Annotated in this window: 22 protein-coding genes; 3 read left to right on the top strand and 19 right to left on the bottom strand. The window is 67.4% G+C overall.

The features are described 5' to 3' along the window. Positions 1-4: 4 nt before the first annotated feature. Entirely contained in the window at positions 5-1,198 is a 1,194-nt protein-coding gene (locus NET02_RS08435; RefSeq protein WP_284056952.1) for a M24 family metallopeptidase, read from the bottom strand. A 289-nt stretch (positions 1,199-1,487) separates the two neighbouring features. Continuing rightward, positions 1,488-2,537, bottom strand: coding sequence for a GTP 3',8-cyclase MoaA (gene moaA, locus NET02_RS08430; protein ID WP_284056951.1), 1,050 nt, complete (start codon positions 2,535-2,537; stop codon positions 1,488-1,490). Positions 2,538-2,815: 278 nt separating this feature from the next. Here moaA and rpsP point away from each other — a divergent pair, with 278 nt between their 5' ends. From rpsP to rimM, 3 genes are read left to right on the top strand one after another with little or no spacing between them, the layout of a single operon-like run. Beyond that, entirely contained in the window at positions 2,816-3,160 is a 345-nt protein-coding gene (rpsP, locus tag NET02_RS08425; RefSeq protein ID WP_284056950.1) for a 30S ribosomal protein S16, read from the top strand. A gap of 15 nt (positions 3,161-3,175) precedes the next feature. Continuing rightward, positions 3,176-3,532 carry a KH domain-containing protein gene (locus tag NET02_RS08420; RefSeq protein WP_284056949.1) on the top strand — a complete coding sequence of 119 codons (357 nt, stop codon included), beginning with the start codon at positions 3,176-3,178 and terminating at the stop codon, positions 3,530-3,532. Continuing rightward, positions 3,489-4,046, top strand: coding sequence for a ribosome maturation factor RimM (gene rimM / locus NET02_RS08415; RefSeq protein ID WP_284056948.1), 558 nt, complete (start codon positions 3,489-3,491; stop codon positions 4,044-4,046). The genes NET02_RS08420 and rimM overlap by 44 nt, the downstream gene beginning before the upstream one ends. Here rimM and hisIE read toward each other — a convergent pair. From hisIE to rplS, 17 genes are all read right to left on the bottom strand, one after another. Beyond that, positions 4,025-4,699 (bottom strand): bifunctional phosphoribosyl-AMP cyclohydrolase/phosphoribosyl-ATP diphosphatase HisIE, encoded by a 675-nt coding sequence (gene hisIE / locus NET02_RS08410; RefSeq protein WP_284056947.1) that lies wholly within the window; start codon positions 4,697-4,699, stop codon positions 4,025-4,027. The two genes, rimM and hisIE, sit on opposite strands and share 22 nt — an antisense overlap. Positions 4,700-4,712: 13 nt before the next feature. Continuing rightward, the gene (gene aroF / locus NET02_RS08405; protein WP_284056946.1) at positions 4,713-5,777 is read right to left on the bottom strand and encodes a 3-deoxy-7-phosphoheptulonate synthase; all 1,065 of its coding nucleotides are present in this window, start codon (positions 5,775-5,777) and stop codon (positions 4,713-4,715) included. Positions 5,778-5,810: 33 nt separating this feature from the next. After that, entirely contained in the window at positions 5,811-6,182 is a 372-nt protein-coding gene (gene aroH / locus NET02_RS08400; protein ID WP_284056945.1) for a chorismate mutase, read from the bottom strand. Positions 6,183-6,206: 24 nt separating this feature from the next. Beyond that, the gene (trpA, locus tag NET02_RS08395) at positions 6,207-7,028 is read right to left on the bottom strand and encodes a tryptophan synthase subunit alpha (RefSeq protein ID WP_284056944.1); all 822 of its coding nucleotides are present in this window, start codon (positions 7,026-7,028) and stop codon (positions 6,207-6,209) included. Further along, positions 7,025-8,245 carry a tryptophan synthase subunit beta gene (trpB, locus tag NET02_RS08390; RefSeq protein ID WP_284056943.1) on the bottom strand — a complete coding sequence of 407 codons (1,221 nt, stop codon included), beginning with the start codon at positions 8,243-8,245 and terminating at the stop codon, positions 7,025-7,027. Before trpB ends, trpA begins: the two co-directional genes overlap by 4 nt. Beyond that, complete coding sequence (locus NET02_RS08385; protein ID WP_284056942.1) at positions 8,242-8,970, bottom strand: phosphoribosylanthranilate isomerase; 729 nt, start codon at positions 8,968-8,970, stop codon at positions 8,242-8,244. The genes trpB and NET02_RS08385 overlap by 4 nt, the downstream gene beginning before the upstream one ends. Continuing rightward, entirely contained in the window at positions 8,961-9,764 is an 804-nt protein-coding gene (gene trpC / locus NET02_RS08380; protein WP_284056941.1) for an indole-3-glycerol phosphate synthase TrpC, read from the bottom strand. The genes NET02_RS08385 and trpC overlap by 10 nt, the downstream gene beginning before the upstream one ends. Beyond that, positions 9,764-10,810, bottom strand: a complete 1,047-nt coding sequence (gene trpD, locus NET02_RS08375) for an anthranilate phosphoribosyltransferase (RefSeq protein WP_284056940.1) — start codon at positions 10,808-10,810, stop codon at positions 9,764-9,766. Before trpD ends, trpC begins: the two co-directional genes overlap by 1 nt. Beyond that, a complete protein-coding gene (locus NET02_RS08370) occupies positions 10,807-11,430 on the bottom strand; it encodes an anthranilate synthase component II (RefSeq protein WP_284056939.1) in 624 nt (207 codons plus the stop codon). Before NET02_RS08370 ends, trpD begins: the two co-directional genes overlap by 4 nt. Then, a complete protein-coding gene (gene trpE, locus NET02_RS08365) occupies positions 11,427-13,070 on the bottom strand; it encodes an anthranilate synthase component I (protein ID WP_284056938.1) in 1,644 nt (547 codons plus the stop codon). Before trpE ends, NET02_RS08370 begins: the two co-directional genes overlap by 4 nt. Before the next feature lie 508 nt (positions 13,071-13,578). Next, positions 13,579-14,274: a PIG-L deacetylase family protein gene (locus tag NET02_RS08360; RefSeq protein ID WP_284056937.1), complete on the bottom strand. Its 696-nt coding sequence runs from the start codon at positions 14,272-14,274 to the stop codon at positions 13,579-13,581. A 156-nt stretch (positions 14,275-14,430) separates the two neighbouring features. Further along, complete coding sequence (gene hisS, locus NET02_RS08355; RefSeq protein ID WP_284056936.1) at positions 14,431-15,798, bottom strand: histidine--tRNA ligase; 1,368 nt, start codon at positions 15,796-15,798, stop codon at positions 14,431-14,433. A gap of 23 nt (positions 15,799-15,821) precedes the next feature. Next, positions 15,822-16,331 (bottom strand): MogA/MoaB family molybdenum cofactor biosynthesis protein, encoded by a 510-nt coding sequence (locus tag NET02_RS08350; protein ID WP_284056935.1) that lies wholly within the window; start codon positions 16,329-16,331, stop codon positions 15,822-15,824. Then, positions 16,328-17,551 (bottom strand): M20/M25/M40 family metallo-hydrolase, encoded by a 1,224-nt coding sequence (locus tag NET02_RS08345; RefSeq protein WP_284056934.1) that lies wholly within the window; start codon positions 17,549-17,551, stop codon positions 16,328-16,330. The genes NET02_RS08350 and NET02_RS08345 overlap by 4 nt, the downstream gene beginning before the upstream one ends. A 47-nt stretch (positions 17,552-17,598) precedes the next feature. After that, positions 17,599-17,970: a YraN family protein gene (locus NET02_RS08340; protein WP_284056933.1), complete on the bottom strand. Its 372-nt coding sequence runs from the start codon at positions 17,968-17,970 to the stop codon at positions 17,599-17,601. Beyond that, the gene (gene rnhB, locus NET02_RS08335) at positions 17,967-18,647 is read right to left on the bottom strand and encodes a ribonuclease HII (RefSeq protein WP_284056932.1); all 681 of its coding nucleotides are present in this window, start codon (positions 18,645-18,647) and stop codon (positions 17,967-17,969) included. Before rnhB ends, NET02_RS08340 begins: the two co-directional genes overlap by 4 nt. Before the next feature lie 386 nt (positions 18,648-19,033). Continuing rightward, entirely contained in the window at positions 19,034-19,405 is a 372-nt protein-coding gene (gene rplS / locus NET02_RS08330; protein ID WP_284056931.1) for a 50S ribosomal protein L19, read from the bottom strand. Positions 19,406-19,443: the final 38 nt, after the last annotated feature.

Genomic DNA, 19,443 nt, shown 5'->3' with positions numbered 1-19,443 from the left:
GTCCTCATCCGATCAGGATCGGCTCGCGCTGTGGCGGCGCCAAGAACTCGCAGCCGCTCGCATGGACGATCACCTCTTCCTCGAGACTGACCCGACCGTAGCCGGGCACGCTCACCCCGAGTTCCAGGGTGTAGACCTGATCCGGCTCGACCCGATCGTAGGGCCTCCGTCCATAGCGCTCCCACCGCGGCCCGAGCAGGCAGCCACCGTCGTGGACGGCTCTCCCGACCTGGTGTCCGAGGCCGAACTTCCACTCTTCGGCTCCGGCCCGCGCGAATATCTCGCGGGCCACCTGGTCGACCTCCCAACCCATCACGCCCGGGCGCAGCGCCTCGGCGGCCGCCTGGATGGCGCCCGAGACCAGATCGAACGCCCTCAGCACCGGTTCCGGCGCGGCTGTCTCACCCTCGGCCAGGAAATAGAACGTCCGCTGCATGTCGGAACAGTAGTCCTCCTGCCGCACGCCGAAGTCGATCGCCAGGAGCTGTCCACGCTGGATGGCGATGTCGGTGGGACCAACGTGGCCGACCAGGGAGTCCGGGCCGGCGGTGACCGTGGGACAGTAATGCGGATCCCAGGCTGTCTCCAACCCTCGCTCACGCACCTGCCGGTGCATGAAGGCCGCGATCTCCCGCTCGGTTAAGCCCGGCCGCAGCCAGGCCCGCAGGGCGTCCCAGATCTCGAGCGTGGTCGCGACAGCCTGGCGCAGGCGCCGCTGCTCTTCTGCCGACTTGCGGCTGCGCACGCGCCTGGCGACGTCCTCCCCGCTACGAATGCGTGACCAGTACGGTGTCGGCTCCAGGATATCCTGGAGCAGCAGATACAGCCCGTGGGTAAGCCCGTCGGCCAGCACGTCGTCGCGAGAGTAGTTGAGCGCGATGGTTCGAGGGTCGTACCGCTCGAGCGCCTCGAGCAGCGGCCGGCTGACTCCTTCCACGTAGCCGACCACGTTGTCCCAGGCACCCGTCTGCCGAATGTTCTCCACGTCCCCGGTGCCGACGATCGCGGTGTGCTCGCCCGTCCGGGAGACCAGGAAGGCCGACTCCCAGGTCACGCTGGTGCCGACCACCAGCGGCAAGCTGGGGTCGCCGATCACGTCGCTCTCCCGCGCCATCAGCAACCAGAGATCGAGGTCGAGCTCCTGCAGCACTTGGGTCGCTTGGACAAGCTTCTCACGCACCAGATTGGTCGCGCTCATGCCGCCTTCCCCTCGCCACGACACCCCGGGCAACTCGCCGGCCACTCCTCCCGCTCGCAGGATGACGTTCCGGCAGAGGCCGGCAGCCTTCGTGCCGCAGGCTAGCAGGCTGGCTCGGCACGGTCAATTGCAGGAAGGCGAGTGGCACGCACGGGACGAGAGGAGGCTTGTCGCCGCGCCCACGGGTTTGCCGGGCCTGACGGTTGCCCGAAACGGAAAGAGCGTGGAGGACTGCGGCGGGAGAGCAGACGTGCCGACTAGGAGAGCGCCTCAGCCAGCAGCGGCCAAATCAACCGCCGATCTGGCTCATGCCCCGGCCGGTGTTCCGGTCGCCCTCGCGCAGCCCGTGGCCCCACGGCTTGCGCCAGACACCGAACCGGATCTGCTCGATCAGATCGTCCTCCGTGCCGCCGGAGCGCAGGATCTCGCGCACGTCCACCTCGTCGTTGCGGAGCAGGCAGAGGCGCAGCTTGCCATCGGCTGTCAAGCGGATGCGGTTGCAGAAGGCGCAGAACGGCTCGCTCACCGGGCTGATGAACCCGAGCGTCCCCTGCGCGCCCGGGATCTGGTAGACCCGTGCTGGGTCGCCGAGTGGCGCCTCCAGCCTGATCAGTTTGCCGTGGACTCGTTCGATCAGCTCGATCGTCTCCGCGGTGGTCACCAGCCCAGTGTCGTGGACGTCAGCGACCCCCTCGAGAGGCATCACCTCGATGAAGCGCATCTGCCAGGGACGATCGATGGTCAGCGCGGCGAGATCCGGCACCTCGTGGTCGTTCATGCCGCGCACCACCACGGCGTTCAGCTTGATCGGCGTGAGACCCGCGTCCTCGGCCGCCGCGATCCCGGCCCAGACCTTTTCGATCTTGCCCCCGCGGGTCATCACCTTGTAGCGGATCGGATCGAGGGTATCGATGCTGATGTTGATACGCCTGAGACCGGCCGCCTTGAGGTCGTGCGCCATGCGCTCCAGCAACAGCCCGTTCGTGGTCATCGAGATATCTTCGATGCCGGGGATGCGGGCGATCTCGCGCACGAGGTCGACCACGTGGGGCCGGATGGTCGGCTCGCCGCCAGTCAAGCGGATCTTGCTGAATCCGATTTTGGCGGCCGCCCGGATGACGGTCAGCAACTCCTCGTCGGTCAGCAGCTCCTCGCGCGGCGCGAACTTCGCCCCGTGGGCCGGCATGCAGTAGACGCAGCGCAGGTTGCAGCGGTCGGTGAGGGAAACGCGCAGGTAGGTAATCGGGCGACCGTAGGCGTCGCGAGTAATGCGCTCTCCGGCCCGGGGTACCGCGCGGTCGTCCTGGATCTCCGGCTGCACCAGCACTTGGGCTGCCATCAGCGCTACTCCTTTCGGACCGGCGCATCGAAGCTCAGCGCGTTCTCGCCTACCCCGGTCGCAGGGATCGCTTTGCTATCCTCACGATAGCATAGTGTCGCGCCACGCGCAACAGATGCCGGAAGTCGTTTGACGTCGGTTCGAATACTCTGCTACAGTTCAGAGTTGCGGGCGCTCCCGTTGCGTTTGCGCACCTGGAGTCTACTGGAGCGCCCCTGTTTCGCGCACCGAGACAATGAGCGTGTCGGGATCACACGAGGGGTTGGAGTCGGGAGACGATGATCAAGCTGCGACTGCGGCGGATGGGAAGGAAGGGCCAGCCACACTACCGCATCGTGGCGGCGGAGGCGAGCTGGCCACGCGATGGCCGCTTTATCGAGGCAGTCGGCTACTACAATCCACGAACCGAGCCGGCGACGATCCAGGTGAACGCTGAGCGCGCGCGCTACTGGCTGGAGCACGGTGCCCAGCCGACCGAGACTGTGCGCTCGATCCTCGTGAAGGCCGGTGTGTTGCCCGGCCGCCAGCCGGAGGCGGCCAACAAGCCGGCGTCTTCACAGAAGTCGTCGGGGCCGGCTGCGTCGGCGGCGCCGTCCGAGGCTGCTGCCGAGCAGTCGCTCTAGCACGAGGTACGGGCCATGTCCGGCACAGGCCCGGCCCGGCCCTACCAGCGGCGTCCCGGCCGTCCTCCCGACCGCGCCGCCGATCCGCAGCGAGCGGTGAGCGAGCTGAGCGGCCTGATCCGGTACCTGGCCAGCCAGCTCGTTGAGCGACCCGACGCCATCCAGATCAGATCGCGCCGCCGCGGCCGGGCAGTGATCATCCGTCTCTCGGTAGCGCCTGATCAGCTCGGCAAGGTGATCGGTCGTGAGGGACGCATCGCGCGGGCCATGCGAACCCTCTTGAGCATCACCGCTATTCGTTACGGGGTACACGCCAGCTTGACGATCGATGACCAGATCGAGCCGGAGCAGCAACCTGCCACCGAAGCGTGAGAGCCAGACGACGCAGCTCTCGATCGGTCGGATCGTGGGCGCATCCGGCTTGCGTGGGGATGTGCGCCTGCGCATCTGGACACACTTCCCGGAGCGGATTCCCCGGCTCGAGCGCGTCTATCTCGAGGGCGAAGAGAGCCCCAGACGTCTCCTCGGCGCGCGGCTCCAGGGCGACATCGCCGTGCTTCGGCTGGAGGGGATCGCAACGCGCGAGGCAGCCGAGGAGTTGCGTGGCCAAATCGTGCGCATCGACCTGGAACAGGCTGCCCCGCTCGGAGAGGACGAGTACTACCAGTTCCAGCTTCTGGGCCTCGAGGTGTTCAACGAGGCCGGCGAGTCGCTCGGCGAGCTAGTCGAGATCATCGAGACCGGCGCCAACGATGTCTACGTCGTTCGCGGCAGCCGTGGCGAGACCCTGCTCCCCGCGCTCCGCTCAGTCATTCTGGACGTCGATCTCGAGCGGGGCCGGATGACTGTGCGCCCCCCGCTCTACTACGAGGACACGGAGCCCTGATCCGGCTGCGTCCGGCCTCGCCGCTCGCGCAAGACGGACCAAACCTGCGTTCTGTCGACCCCCGCTGCCTCCAGCAAGACGACGAGGTGATAGAGCAGATCCGCGGCTTCGTTCGCGAGCGCGCTAGCGTCGGCGTTCTTAGCCGCGATGATGACTTCGGCCGATTCCTCCCCGATCTTCTTGGCGATCTTGTCGATGCCCTCCTGGAAGAGGTAGCTGGTGTACGAGCCAGCGCGCGGCTCGCGCCGGCGCGCGGCGATCACGCTCGCGACGTCCTCGATCACCTGCACGGTCGCTGGCTGGGGAACCGAACCGCGGGCCAGCGGCTCGGAGTCGAAGCAGCTCTCCCGCCCCAGGTGGCAGGTCGGCCCACGCGGGCGCACCCGAATGAGTAGCGCATCGCCGTCGCAATCAGGGCGAAGCTCGACCAGCTCGAGGATGTGGCCCGACGTCTCGCCCTTCATCCAGAGGCGCTCCCGGCTACGGCTCCAGAAGTGCACCAGGCCGGTCGCGAGCGTTCGCTCGATCGCCTCCGCGTTGGCATACCCGAGCATACGAACCTGGCCAGTCGCGGCGTCCTGCACGATGGCAGGCACCAGGCCCCGCTCGTCGAAACGAATCTGGGCCAGCACGTCATCGATAGAGCTTGCCATCGAGTGCACCAACCTAATCGGCCGGGGAGAGCGCAGTCTCAGCCTCCGGCACCTGGGGCAACGGCAATGAACGGCCGACCGCCTGGGCGACCGCTGCCAACCGCGGCATCACCGTCGCGAAGTTCTCGAAGGTCAGCGACTGCGCGCCGTCAGAGAGGGCATGGTCAGGGTTCGGATGAACCTCGACGATCAACCCGTCGGCTCCGGCAGCGACCGCGGCCAGCATCATCGAGGGTACCAGGTACCAGCGCCCGGTGCCGTGGCTGGGGTCGACGATGATCGGCAGATGGCTCAGCCGCTTGACGACTGGCACAGCCGCTAGGTCGAGCGTGTTGCGCGTGAACGTCTCGAATGTGCGGATGCCGCGCTCGCAGAGGATGACCTGCTCGTTCCCCTGGGCCATCACGTACTCGGCCGCGAGCAGCCACTCCTCGATCTGGACGGACATCCCGCGCTTGAGCAAGACCGGCTTCTTCGCCTTTCCCACGGCCTCCAGGAGCAGGTAGTTCTGGCAGTTGCGAGCGCCCACCTGCAGCACGTCGGCGTACTCGGCCACCAGGTCGACATCCTGCGGGCTCAGCACCTCGGTGACGATCGGCAATCCGGTTTCCTCGCGCGCCTTGGCGAGATACTTCAGTCCCGTCTCGCCGAGGCCGCGGAACTCGTACGGAGAGGTGCGCGGCTTGTACGCGCCGCCACGCAGCAGCCGGGCGCCAGCCGCCTTTACTGCCCGCGCCGTCTCGATGATCTGCTCTTCGCTCTCGACCGAGCACGGCCCAGCGATGACCGCCACCTCGTTCCCTCCGATGGCGACATCGCGGACGTGGACGACGGTATCGATCGGGTGAAAGTCCCGGCTGACCAGCTTGTACCGCTTGGTGATCCGGACCACTTCTTCGACGCCGGGGAGGAGCTCGAGCGCCTCCTTGAGCGTATCCGGCAGTGGTGCTCCCAGCACGCCCACGATCGAGCGCTCGGCACCGACGACGATCTTGGTACCGAAACCGAACTCGGCCACGCGCTTGACGACTGTCTCGATCTGCTCTTGCGTCGCGCCAGGCTCCATGACGACGATCATCGATGCCCCCTCCCTAACCGGTCTCCCCGGACGCTAACCGTCGAACGCCCACTCGGGCCTCAGTTCGCGCGCGCCGCGCAGGTAGACGTGCTTGATCTCGCGAGCCGACTTGTCCGTGTTCACGTGCATCAATACCCGGATCACGCCCCGCAGCGCCCCCGGCACGTCCATCTCGTGAGCACACAGGAGCGGCACGTGTACCCAGCCGAGCTCGCGGGCCGCCACGGCCGGGAAGGTCGCGGTGAGATCCGGCGTGGTCGTGAAGATGATGCTGGCCACATCGTCGGGTTGAATGCCGTTGGCTTCGACTAGTGCCGTGAGTAGTTCCCGCGTCGCTTCCAGCATGTCGGTCGCGTCGTTTCGCTCCACCGTGGTCGCCCCGCGGATGCCCCGGCACCAGCCCATGCCCTTCCCCTCCTAGTGATCGTCTCACCCCGCGCTCGATAGCAACGGTGAGCGCAGCCACTCGATGAACGATCGCGCCGCTTCGACCTGCCGATCAGGCGTAGCCTGACTGATCCGCTCGAGCAAAGCGCTGCCGACGGCCACAGCATCGGCGACTGAAGCCGCTTCCTGCACGTGCTCTGGACGGGCGATGCCGAAACCGAGCGTCAACGGAAGATCGATATGACGCCGCACGCGCGCGAGAAAGGCACCGACGCCCGCATCGAGCCGGTCGCGAGCTCCGGTCACGCCGGTCAGCGAGACACAGTACACGAACCCGCTCGCCTGGCGAGCGACGGCTTGCAGATGCGCATCGGTGCTCGTCGGTGCGACCATGAAGATCAGATCACGCCCGTACTGGTGGCAGATCGCGGCCAGCTCGTCGCTCTCGATCGGCGGCAGATCAGGGATAATCAGCCCGTCTACGCCGATCTCAGCACAAGCAGACACGAACCGCTCCAGCCCGAACTGGAGCAGTGGGTTGAAGTATCCCATGAAGACGAGCGGCACGTCAACGCCCGACCGGCGCAGGCTGGCCGCGGTCTCGAGGCAGAAGCGCACCGTCACCCCGTTGCCGAGCGCGATCTGGCTCGCGCGTTGAACCGTTACCCCGTCGGCCAGAGGATCGGAGAAGGGAATACCCAGCTCGATCGCCGCTGCTCCACCTTCCACCAGCGCCGGCACGAGCTGGAGCGTGCTCTCGCGCTCCGGAAAGCCCACGGTCAAGTAGGGGAAGATCCCGATCTCGCGCCGGCTCCGAAGCCGGTCGAACGTCTCCGCGATACGGCTCTGTCGCACTCCGCTCATAAGGTCACCCCCAGCGCCTGCGCGACGGTGTGCATGTCCTTGTCTCCACGACCAGAGAGATTGACCACGATAATGTCGTCTGGGCTGCGCTCCGCGGCCAGGCGAACCGCCAGCGCCACCGCGTGCGCCGGCTCCAGGGCCGGGATGATCCCCTCGGTGCGACAGAGGAGCTGGAACGCCTCCAGCGCCTCGCGGTCCGTAATCGGGTGGTACGTCGCGCGGCCGATCTCCTTCAGGTAGCTGTGCTCCGGCCCGACACCCGGGTAGTCCAACCCGGCCGAGATGCTGTGCGCCTCCAGAATCTGCCCATCATCGTCCTGCAACACATACGAGCGGGAGCCGTGGAGCACCCCGACGCGCCCCGCTGTCAGGCTGGCGGCGTGCCGGCCGGTCTCGATCCCCTCGCCGGCCGCTTCGGCCCCGTGCAGCTCGACCTCCGAATCCTCCAGGAAGGGGTAAAAGATCCCCATCGCGTTCGAGCCGCCTCCGACGCAGGCAACGATCGCGTCAGGCAGACGGCCGCACAGCTCCAGGGCTTGCTGCCGTGTCTCTCGCCCGATCACCGACTGGAAGTCACGCACCATCATCGGATAGGGGTGCATGCCGGCGACTGAGCCGATGAGGTAGTACGTGGTGCGGACATTGGTTACCCAGTCCCGGATCGCCTCGTTCATCGCGTCCTTGAGCGTGCGGCTGCCCGAGGTAACGGCCTTTACCTCGGCGCCCAGCAGTTTCATGCGGAAGACATTGAGGGATTGGCGCTGGATATCGAGCTCGCCCATATAGACCACACACTCGAGGCCGAGCATGGCGCAGACCGTCGCCGTCGCGACGCCGTGCTGGCCCGCCCCCGTCTCGGCGATCACGCGCGGTTTGCCCATCCGCTTGGCGAGCAACCCCTGGCCGACCGCGTTGTTGATCTTGTGCGCGCCGGTGTGTGCCAGATCCTCCCGCTTCAGGTAGATCTGCGCCCCACCGACCTCCCGGCTTAGCTTGGCCGCGTGGTAGAGCGGCGTCGGACGGCCCACGTAGTGCCGGAGCAGCCGCTCGAACTCGGCCTGGAAGGCTGGATCCTGGCGCGCCTCGTTATAGGCTTCAATCAACTCCTCGATGGCCGGCAACAGCGTCACTGGCGCGTAGATGCCGCCGAACTGTCCAAAGCGCCCGCGCTCATCCGGCAACTGGGAGGTCGGTCGTGTACTCGTCTCGAGGGTCATAACTCCTCCTTCCAGGCGAGGGTCGGCTGCGGCTCAGGGGAGAGATCGCGAGCTTCCTCATCCAGAGCGCCGAACGCCGCGCGGGCCGCCGCGACGAACGCGCGAATCCTGGCAGGGTCCTTGCGCCCTTGGGTCTCGATGCCGCTGGAGACGTCCACCCCAGCCGGGCGCACCCTGGCGATCGCCTGCGCGACGTTGCCTGGATGTAGCCCTCCGGCCAGGACAACCGGGAACTCCGTGGCGAGTTCCGCCGCAAGCTCCCAGTCTGCCAGGGTGCCCGTGCCGCCGAAGTGCCCGGGCACGTGCGCGTCCACCACGAGGGCGCGCGGCGGGCGCGGCCGCTCGAAGTACGTAGTCGCCAGTGCGCGCGCCTCGCGGCTGGTAATGCCGGGGCGAAGACGAAGGGTGCGGAGCACCGGGCGATCCAAGCTGTCCAAGTAGGCCGCTGGCTCATCGCCACAGAGCTGGATCAGGTCGAGTGGCACCGTCTCGGCGAGCCGGAGCACCTCGGCGGCCGGCGCGTTCACGAAGAGCCCGACGACGGCCGGTCGGGCCGGTAACGTTTCGAGCTCCTGGACGATGGCGCAGGCGAGGCTAAGCGAGACCTGGCGCCTGCTCGGCGCGAAGACCAGCCCGATCAGGTCGGCTCCGGCCGCGGCCGCAGCCAGCGCGTCCTCGGGAGTGCGCATCCCGCAGAGCTTGACGATGCCAGGCCTCACCGGCATAGCGCCTCCAGTGCTGCCCGCCGATCCGGCGCGGTCATCAGCGACTCCCCGACGAGAACGGCGTGCACCCCCACGGCCGCCAGGCGCTCGACATCGGCGCGACTGTGGATGCCGCTCTCCGCCACGACGACCCGATCGCGCGGCACCAGCGGCGCGAGTCGCTCGCTCACCGACAGATCGACAATGAAGGTACGCAGATCACGGTTGTTGATCCCGACAACCTGGGCCCCCGCTGCGAGCGCTCGCTCGAGCTCCGCCTCGTCGTGCACCTCGACGAGGGCCTCTAGCCCGTAGTCGCGCACTGCCGCCATCAGCTCGCGGAGGCTACCGTCTGAGAGCGCGGCCACGATCAGGAGCACCGCGTCGGCGCCGTGGGCGCGCGCCTCCGCCACCTGGTGCGGATCCACGATGAAGTCCTTGCGCAGCACCGGTCGAGGTGGCCACGCGGCGTGTGCGAGGCGGCTCACAGTCTCCAGATCGGCCAGTGAGCCCTGGAAGAACGGCTCGTCGGTCAGCACGGAGATCGCTGCCGCACCACCCGCCAGATAGTCGCGTGCCACTGCCTCGGCGGAGACCCCCGGCGCGATCGGTCCCTTCGAAGGTGAAGCACGCTTCACCTCGGCGATCACCCGGACACGCTCGCCGCGCAGCGTGGCGGCGAAGGGTACCGAGGGCGGCCGGGCGGCCAGCGCTCGCTCGAGTGCGGCGAGCGGCTGAGCCTCCTGGCGCCTGGCCAAATCCTGGCGTGTCCGCTCGAGGATGCGGTCGAGAAACGTCGCCTGCTCTCGTGCCATCAGACCTGCACCTCGGCCTCGATCAGCCGGTTCGAAAGCTCGATCAAGGCCTCCAACCGGGCGAGCGCGGCGCCGCTGTCGATCGACCGTGCCGCCAGTAGAAGACCCTCCCCGAGCGAGGAGGCGCTATCGGCCGCGTAGAGCGCTGCCGCCGCGTTGAGCAGCGTGATCTCGCGCGCAGGACCCGGCTCGCCCTGCAACACCCGGCGAATCAGCGCCGCGTTCTCGGCGGCCGAGCCTCCCCGCACCGCCTCCGAGGCGACGGGAGTTAAGCCCAGCTCGGCGGCGTCGAGCGTGAACTGGTGCACGGTCGTCGAGCCGTTGGCACGGACCTCATAGACCCGGTTAGGCGCACCCAGGCTCAGCTCGTCGAGACCGTCGCCCGAGTACACGACCAGCGCGTGCTCTGTCCCGAGCAGCGCCAGCACCCGGGCCACGGTCTCCACCAGGTCGGGCATGGCGACGCCGATGAGCTGGTGCCGCACCCCTGCGGGGTTGGTCATCGGCCCCAGAACATTGAAGACGGTGCGGATGCCGATCTCACGACGCACCGGCGCCGCGTGGCGCATGGCCGGGTGGAAGCGCGGCGCGAACATGAAGCCGATACCGACTTCTTGAACACAGCGGGCGACCGCGTCCGGCCCGAGATCGATCCGCACGCCGAGCGCCTCGAGCACGTCGGCAGAGCCGCTGTGGCTCGACATTGCCCGATTACCGTGCTTGGCGACCGGCACACCCGCGCCGGCGACCACGAAGGCAGCCGCCGTCGAGATGTTGAACGTCCGGGCGCCGTCTCCCCCTGTTCCGCAGGTGTCGACGACTGGATCCTGGAGCGAGAGGGCGACCGGCACGGCATGGCGGCGCATCGTCTGGGCGAAGCCAGCTATCTCCTCCTCGCGCTCGCCGCGCAGGCGCAGGGCAGTGACCAGCGCGGCAATCTGGGCCGGCGTCGCCTCGCCGGTCATGATCGCTTCCATCGCCTCGGCAGCCTCCGCCTGCGTCAACACTTCCCCACCGGCGACTTTGCGAATCGCGTCGACGATCATCCCTCACCTCCCGTAGCGACCAGAGCCGACGCTTGTCCGGTCTGACGACGCGCTTCGACCAGTTGCAGGAAGTTCTTCAGAAGGTCCTTGCCCACCTCGGTCAGGATCGACTCAGGGTGGAACTGCACGCCCTCGATCGCCCCCGTGCGGTGGCGAAGCCCCATGATCAGCCCGTCCTCGCTACGGGCGCTGATTTCCAACACCTCGGGCAGGCTCGCCTCCTCCGCGATCAGCGAGTGATAGCGCGTGGCGACGAACGGGCAGGGCAGCCCGGCGAAGACTCCCTGCCCGTCGTGGTAGATCAGCGAGGTCTTGCCATGCATCAGGCTGGGCGCTCGTACCACGCGACCGCCGAACGCCTCCGCGATCGCCTGGTGACCGAGACAGACCCCCAGGATCGGCACCTGGCCGGCGAGCTCGCGGATCAGAGGAACCGACACCCCGGCCTCGCGCGGGGTGCATGGCCCCGGCGAGATCACGATGCCGTCAGGTTCCAGCGCTTCGGCTTCCGTGACGGTGATCGCGTCGTTCCGCCGGACGACCACGTCGGCTCCCAGCTCGGTCAAGTACTGGAAGAGGTTGTAGGTAAATGAGTCGTAGTTGTCGATCAAGAGGATCATGGTGTGCCGCCCTCCCGGAGCTCTCGCTCTATCTCCTCCGCCAGCTCGATCGCGCGCACCAGCGCCCGCATCTTGTGATGGCACTCCTTGTGCTCCAGCTCCGGCACGCTGTCGGCGACGATGCCGGCGCCGGCCTGGAGATATGCCGTCTGACCGCGCATCACGATCGTGCGCAGCGTGATCGCGGTATCCAGATTGCCACCGAAGTCGACGTAGCCGACCGCCCCTGAGTAGGGGCCGCGTCGCTCCGGCTCGAGCTCGGCGATGATCTGCATAGCGCGGATCTTCGGCGCGCCGCTAACCGTGCCCGCCGGGAAGCACGCGCGAAGCGCGTCCAACCCGGTGAGATCGGGGTGCAGTATCCCGGTGACGTGACTCACCAGGTGCATCACGTGGCTGTAGCGCTCGATCTCCATCAGCTTGGGCACACGGACCGTGCCGGGTCGAGAAACCCTGCCGATGTCGTTGCGGCCGAGGTCGACCAGCATGATGTGCTCGGCCCGTTCCTTCTCGTCGTTCGCCAGTTCGTTGGCCAGCGCCTCGTCCTCCTCGTCGGTGCGGCCACGCCTCCGCGTGCCAGCGATCGGGTGCATCAGCAGCGTGTCGCCGTCGAGCCGGACCAGCATCTCCGGCGACGAGCCGATCAGGTGGTCATCGCCGAGCTGGAGGAAGAACATATAGGGCGAGGGATTCACCCGGCGCAGCGCGCGGTACACGGTGAACGGGTGAGCCCCAGTGTGCAGCGCCTGCCGCTGGGACAGAACGACCTGAATGATGTCGCCGGCTGCGATGTACTCCTTAGCCCGGCCGACCATTGCCTCGTATGTCGCCTGATCGACGTTCGGAACCAGGCGGTCCGGCAACGGACGCTCGTCGATCGGCTCTCGCCCGAGCGGCGTCCGAAGTGGGCCGTTCAAACGGGCCACCAGTCGCTCGATACGATCCACGGCTTCACCGTAGGACTGCTCGAGCGGCGTCCGCTCGTCGACGTGGACGTGGCTGACGACCTTGATCGTTCGCTCCAGATGGTCGAAGACCAGCATCGAGTCGACGAACATGAAGAAGCCGTCAGGGAAGCCTAGCGGATCGACCGGGGCAACCGGCAAGCGCTCGAAGTAGCGGACAGCCTCGTAGCTGAGATAACCGACCGCGCCCCCCAGGAAGCGAGGCATGCTGGGCAGTGAGACGGTCTGGTACGGCTCCAGGTACTGGCGCAGCGCGACCAGCGGGTCATCGAAGGTGAACCGGCGCTCGCTCGCGGGGTACCCATAATAGTCGAGCCCACCGAACGCCACCGGTGGACCGGTCACCTCAGCCGACTCGCGATGGCCGTGGAAGCGAGCGACCGCCTGGCCGTCGCGGAGTTCCAGCGTCAGGAACGGGTCGGCGCCGATGAAGGAGTAGCGTGCGAGCCGCTCCCCGCCTTCGACGCTTTCCAGGAGGAAGGCATAGCGACCGCGAGCGACCTTGAGGAAGGCGGAGACTGGCGTCTCCAGGTCGGCCACGATTTCCCGGTAGATCGGGATCAGGTTACCGCGAGCCGACAGCGCGGCCACCTCCGCCAGCGTGGGGCGATACCGGGCCGCAGTCGGAGGCGTCGAGGTCCGATGTCTTCGATGCGCGGCCACCGCTTCCGCCATGCTGCGCAATCCTCTCGCGAGCCAAGAGCCAAAACAAAACCTCCGTCCCAGCAGGGACGGAGGTTCAATTCACTCCGCGGTGCCACCCTGGTTGGATGCCGCTCACGCGGGCATCCCACCTCTACGAGTACGGGACCAGGCCACTGCCCGATCCGATACCCAGCTCCCAGGTAACGGTGGAGTCTCCGGCGCCGCCTACTAGCTTGTCGCGTTCGGGGCGCAACTCCCGGATCCATTCCGCGCCCGCGCTGGCGCCGGCTTCTCACCACCCGCCGGCTCGCTGAGCCCCGCTCCGGCGCGTACTCGCTCCGTTCGTCGTCGTTGGCGCTATCGGGTTGTCCCTAGATTCATACTGTAGCGACTGGCCGAACCACTGTCAAGCCCTGGAAATGCTGAAGATCTCCCAGCACCACCGATCGATGGAGAACGCTGACACGGCGTCCTCCGCACCCGGCACGTGTCGCGCCGAATATGGCGAAACGGACGCGAGTAAGGGCCGGACCCGTCGCTAGCGCCGCATTTTGATCACTTTGAACGCCTCGGCGTAGGGGATGCCCTGGCTGGCTCCTACCTCCGCGGTTCGCTCGCGGATACGCTCTTCCAGATCCTTCGCCTCGCCCACCTGGCTCACGTGCGCCCGTAGCGCGTGCACCTTGGCATCGAGCGTTTCCGAGATGTCGATGTACAGATCCGGATACTCAGCTCCGAACAGCCAGAGTTCGGCCACCTTGTGCGGCTCGAGCCCTTCTTTCAGGTGCTCGGGGAAGTACAACGGGTCGCGGGCCGTGGGGTAGACCGCGTCGACCGTCGTGATGCCGACGGCTCGGTGGTCCGGGTGCAGCGCATAGGGCCGGAACGGGTCATGCGTGATGACGATATCCGGCCGGTGCTGGCGGATCTGCCGGACGATCTTCTCGCGAAAGGCCAGATCGGGCACGAGCTCGCCGTCCGGGAGACCCAGGAAGACTACCTCCGCCACGCCCAGGCGACGACAGGCTTCGCGCTCCTCCTCCTCGCGCAGCCGGGCCAGTTGCTCCGGTGTCAGATCCCGCCGGTTAGTGCCCTTGTCGCCGGACGTGCACTGGACGAGGACGATATGGCGCCCCTCGCGAGCGAACTTCGCAACTGTGCCACCGCAACTGAACTCCATGTCGTCCGGATGCGCCACCACAACCATCACCCGGTTCATCGGCTCGCTACTCATGCCTCGTCCTCTTTCTCGCAGATGCTCGCGCCTGCACGCACCCGGCTACTCTGCGCCAGCCTTCCGCCAGCGTCAAGTTGCCAGGAAGGCACATGGCCGAACTCGTGGAGGGTCGATCTACCCGGCACCAGGCTCCGAAACCAGTGGTGGAGCGCCTCAAGTGCTCGCCGAACGAGGGTCGCGTGCAGCGAGGAGACGCCGCACTTCGCTCACGAGGTCAGCCCGGGCGACCCGGTGCTGCTCGCCGCTGGCCAGCTCGCGAATCGTGACCACGCCGGCCGCTAGCTCGTCGGGACCACAGAACAGCACCAGCGGCACTCCCTTGCGATCCGCGTACTGGACTTGCCGGCGCAAGTCGCGCCGCTCTCCCAGGTAGACCTCGGCCGCGACCCCGCCTGCGCGCAGCTCCTGGACCAACCCGAGCGCGACACCCCAGCTCTCGTCGTCGAACACCGTCACCAACGCCTGGGTCACGGTCGACGGGGCATGGAGCAGTTGCAGCTCCTGAACCACCTCGACGACTCGCTCGAGCCCGAGCGAGCCGCCGGTCGCCGGAATATCCTCGCCCAGGAACATGCCGATCAGCCCGTCGTAGCGGCCCGCGCCCCCGAGCGAACCGATCGCCGGTTCCTCAACCACCGCTTCGAAGACAGGACCAGTGTAGTAGTCGAGGCCGCGGGCTAGCGCCAGGTTCAGCGCGTAGCGCCGGGGGTCAGCTCCGAGGAGACCTAGGTAGCGGAAGAGTTCCTCGAGCTCGGCCACCGCCTCCATCGCCTGCGGGTCACCGGCAAGGCGCTGGCGCACTTCGGCGAGAACCGGACCTGGCTCACCGCGGAGCTGCACCAGGCCCAGCACTCCCTGGGCAGCCGGCTCGGACACACCGTGGCGAAGAAGCTCCTCCCGAACCCCCTCTGGGCCAATCTTCTCCAGCTTGTCGATCGCTCGGTAGACAGTGAGCGCCTGCTCGGCTGGCACGCCCGCGTGCGACGCCAGCGCCTGTAACAGTTTCCGATGGTTGACCTGAACGACGACATTCGGGATGTTGACGGAAGCGAGCGCCTCGATCCAGACCAGGAGCACCTCGGCGTCGGCCAGCATCGATCGAGTGCCGACCGTGTCGACGTCGCACTGCCAGAACTGCCGGTAGCGGCCGCGCTGCGGCCTCTCCGCGCGGAAGACCGGGCCGATGTGGTAGCGCTTGAACGGGAACGTCAGCTCGTGCCGGTGCGCGGCCACAAAGCGTGCCAGGGGCACGGTCAGATCGTAGCGCAGGCCCACCTCCCGACCACCGTGGTCCTGGAAGTGGTACATCAGCTTCTCGCCCTCTTCGCCGTACTTCCCCGCCAGGACCTCGTAGTACTCGAGCAGCGGGGTGTCGATCGGCTCGAAGCCGAAGCGCTCGAACACTGCCTTGAAGCGGTCGACGATCTCCTGTCGCAGCAGCATCTGTTGCGGCAAGAAATCGCGCATCCCCCGCAGCACTTGGGGTGAGCGCGACGTCTCAGCCCTGGCCTCGCGCGTCATGGTGCCGACTCCTCGCCTGCGCGTTACTTCCTCATCTCGTAGACCAGGTGGGCCAGCTCGGGCAGCAGCAGCCTCTCCATCGCGAGTCGTACCGCGTTCGGCGATCCTGGCATCAGGGCTACGATCCGGTCGCGATACACCCCAGCCGTCGCCCGCGAGAGCATCGCCGCCGGCCCGATCTCCTGGTAACTGAGCATCCTGAAGAGCTCGCCGAAGCCGTCCAGCCGCTTCTCCAGCCGCGCCGCCACCACCTCGTACGTCGTGTCTCGCCGGGCGATGCCGGTGCCGCCGTTGATCAGAATCGCGTCGCAGTCGCCGCGCCCAGCCAGCTCGTCGAGCAACGGGCCGATCCGCTCCGGCTCATCCGGCACGATCTGGTATGCCACCACGGTGTGCCCATGCCGCTCGAGCGCCTCCCGGATAAGCGCGCCACTGGCATCCGTCTCCGGCGTCCGGGTATCGCTGACGGTCACGACCGCGCAGCGCACCTGCTGCGGGGCCGCGGCGCGGTGAGCTTCGGCGGACGCGCTCATCGAGGGCTCCCTTCTTCGGCGTCAGGCAGCGCGAGCGCGAGCGCCGCGTTGCCGAGAAGCGCCTGTCGCAACTGGTGCAGGCTTACCTGATCGTTTACGGTGTGCGCGAACCGCTCCTCTGCCGGCGCGAAACCGATGGTCGCGATGCCGGCCCGCGCGAGGTGTCCACCGTCGGTCGCGAACTGCCACAGCCCCACCGGCACCTGGCGCTGGAAGACTTCGCCCAGTGTCGTGGCCGCTGCGCGCACCAGCGGGTGCTCCCCCGGAAGCACGAACCCGCGTGTCGGTGGCATCTCCGCCTCCAGGCCAGTGTAGCTGCGAACCCGGCGTCCAACTGCCCGCACCTCGGCTGTCACTCCGGGAGTCAAGCTCGCCTGGGCAAGCTCGCGCACCCGGTCCACGACATCCTCCGGCTCCTCGCCGGGGACATTGCGCCAGTCGAGCGAGAGTGCCAGCACCCCAGGCGTCACGTTGCTGCTGGTCTGATCGGTCGCGATCAGCGTCGGGGCCACAGTCGAGCGCCCCAGGTCAGGGTGGCTCCGCATCGGCAGCTCCTCGAGCGCCCGAAGAAAGCGAGCCAGGGCGTAGTGGGGATTCGCTCCCCGCTCAGGCGCGCTGGCGTGCACCGATCTTCCGGTGAAGCGAACCTCGACCAGAATGCGTCCACGATGCCCGCGCCGGACCTCCAGGTTGGTAGCCTCGCCCAACACTGCGTAGTCGGTTCGAAGCTCCTGGCACAGCGTGGCGGTGCCGAACCCGCCGAGTTCCTCCAGCACAACTCCGGTGATGAAAATGTCACCACGAGGTCGCAGCCCCGCAGTGCGCAGCACTGGCCCCAAGTAGACTTGCGCCGCCAGGGCGCCCTTCACGTCGCTCGCCGCACGGCCGTAAAGCACTCCTCCCTCGATGACGCCAGCGTATGGAGGGTACGGCCAGAGAGCCGGATCTCCTTCGTGCACATGGTCGATGTGCGAGTTGAATTGCACTGACTTGCCGCCGCCACTGCCCCGTAGCAAGCCGATCACGTTGCCCACCCGGTCGACCCAGACCTCGTCATAGCCCAGGCGCTCCATCTCCGATCGCAGAAGCCGGGCCATCGCTTCCTCTTCGCCGGGCAAGCTCCGGGTTTGCACCGCCCGCTGGGCGAAGCCGATCATCGCGTCGGCATGCTCTGCCACAGCGGCCACGAGCCGTTGTCGGATCTCCTCGCTCAGCCTCACCGCCTGGCTCCGCTCTCACGCTGCGTTCCGGCACTCGCCGTGTTCGCTCATTCGCCGGTTACCGCGTTCTCGACGTGAATCACGCGCTGCACTCTGCCCCGCGCGTCCAGCGTAATCGCTAGCAAGTCTACCCGCCACAGGCGCTCACTGTGCTCAGCATGGTGCAAGAGGTACTCGGAAGTGGTCTGGAGCAGCCGAGTGAGCTTCGACGGCGTGATTGCCTCCTCGGCGGCACCGAACTCCTCGCCCCGACGGAGCTTCACCTCGACCCCGACCAGCACCTCTCCGTCGAGGGCGACGACGTCGAGCTCGCCGGCCGATCCCCGCCAGTTGCGATCCAGAATGACCCAGCCACGCTCCTGCAACCACCGCGCGGCATGCTCCTCGCCCCGCCGCCCGAGGTGGCGCTGGCGGTTCACCGCTCGAGATCCTGGTCACTACAGGTCTCGCGGGGATGGGTGCCATTGAGAGACAGCCCCACAGGGGAGAAAGATCGCCGGTGGAAGGGAGATACGCCGTGCGCCTCCAGGGCAGCCAGGTGCTCGGCCGTACCATAGCCGGCGTTGCGCTCCCAGCCATAGAACGGAAAGCGACGCGCTAGGCGCGCCATCAGCCGATCGCGAGTCACCTTCGCGACGATCGCGGCACAGGCGATCGAGAGGCAGCGCTCATCGCCGTTGACCACTGCGGTGAAGCGCGGCGAGGAGAATTCTGGCATCGGTAAACCGTCGTAGATCACATGATCCCACTCGCCGAGACGACGGAGTGCCCGCGCCATCGCCAGCGCGGTCGCGCGCCTGACGTTGAGGCGATCCACTTCGCGGTGCGAAGCTGCGCCGACCGAGACAGCCACTGCGTGCTCAAGGATCACCCGGGCCAGGAGCTCGCGCTGCGCGCGGGTAAGCTGCTTGGAGTCACGCACCGGCATCGGTGGGACGAAGCCAGGCGGAAGCACGCAGGCGGCGGCGACCACCGGGCCAGCCAGGCAGCCGCGACCGACCTCGTCTAGCCCGACCACGCGCTGTTTACCCCGATGCCAGAATGCAGCCTCCAGCTCGGGATCCGGCTGCGGAGACTCCGCCGTTGTAGCGCGCACGTTCCTAGCCCCCGCGATTGCCATCCCTCCCGTGTCCGCAACTCGCCCGGCCATCGAGACGGTAGCCAGGCTCTCCGGCTCCCTATCCTAGCGCGGTATCACAGGGAGGTACAGACGCGAGGCCAGCGATTGCCTATCGATCAGCCGTGCTGGAGGGGGTTCTGAAGACGCCAACAGTGCCCGACCGCGCGGACCGCGCTGGGACGCGCAAAGCGCCTGGAGGGCTTCAGAGGACGACCAGAAGTAGCCGTCCCCGCTCCCGCCCAGATCGGAAGGCTTCACCCCCCGGCAAGGCCTGAAGCGGGGACCACAGCGGACTGACCCCAACAGCGGGGAACTGCAAGCGAGCTCGTGATGACCAAATCGCGGGACAGTCGTGGGCAGAGCTAGCGCAGGTAGCTGCCGGCTGGCCGGCGACGCTCCTTGATCCGGGCCGCCTTACCAGTCCGAGTTCGGAGATAGTAGAGGCGCGCCCGGCGGACCTTCCCGTGCCGGATCACCTCGATCTTCTCGATCAGCGGGCTGTACAGAGGGAATGTCCGCTCGACGCCGACTCCATGGGCGGCGATCCGGCGCACGGTGAAGGTGGCGTCGGTCCCACCGCCACGCCTGCGGATCACTACCCCCTCGAAGGGCTGGATGCGGACATTGTTTCCCTCGACAACGCGATAGTGCACCCGCACCGTATCGCCAGGGCTGAACGGTGGGATATCCGCTCGCGTGTACTCCTCAGCGATGCTCCGCACGACGTCGACCATGAGCCACTCCCCACTCCACGCTCTCGCTCGCGACTGAC

This window comes from Thermalbibacter longus, from assembly GCF_023806485.1.
Classification (GTDB): domain Bacteria; phylum Chloroflexota; class Chloroflexia; order Thermomicrobiales; family Thermomicrobiaceae; genus Thermalbibacter; species Thermalbibacter longus.
The sequence above is the reverse complement of the archived record's forward strand: the minus strand, read 5'-3'. Positions and strand labels throughout refer to the sequence as shown.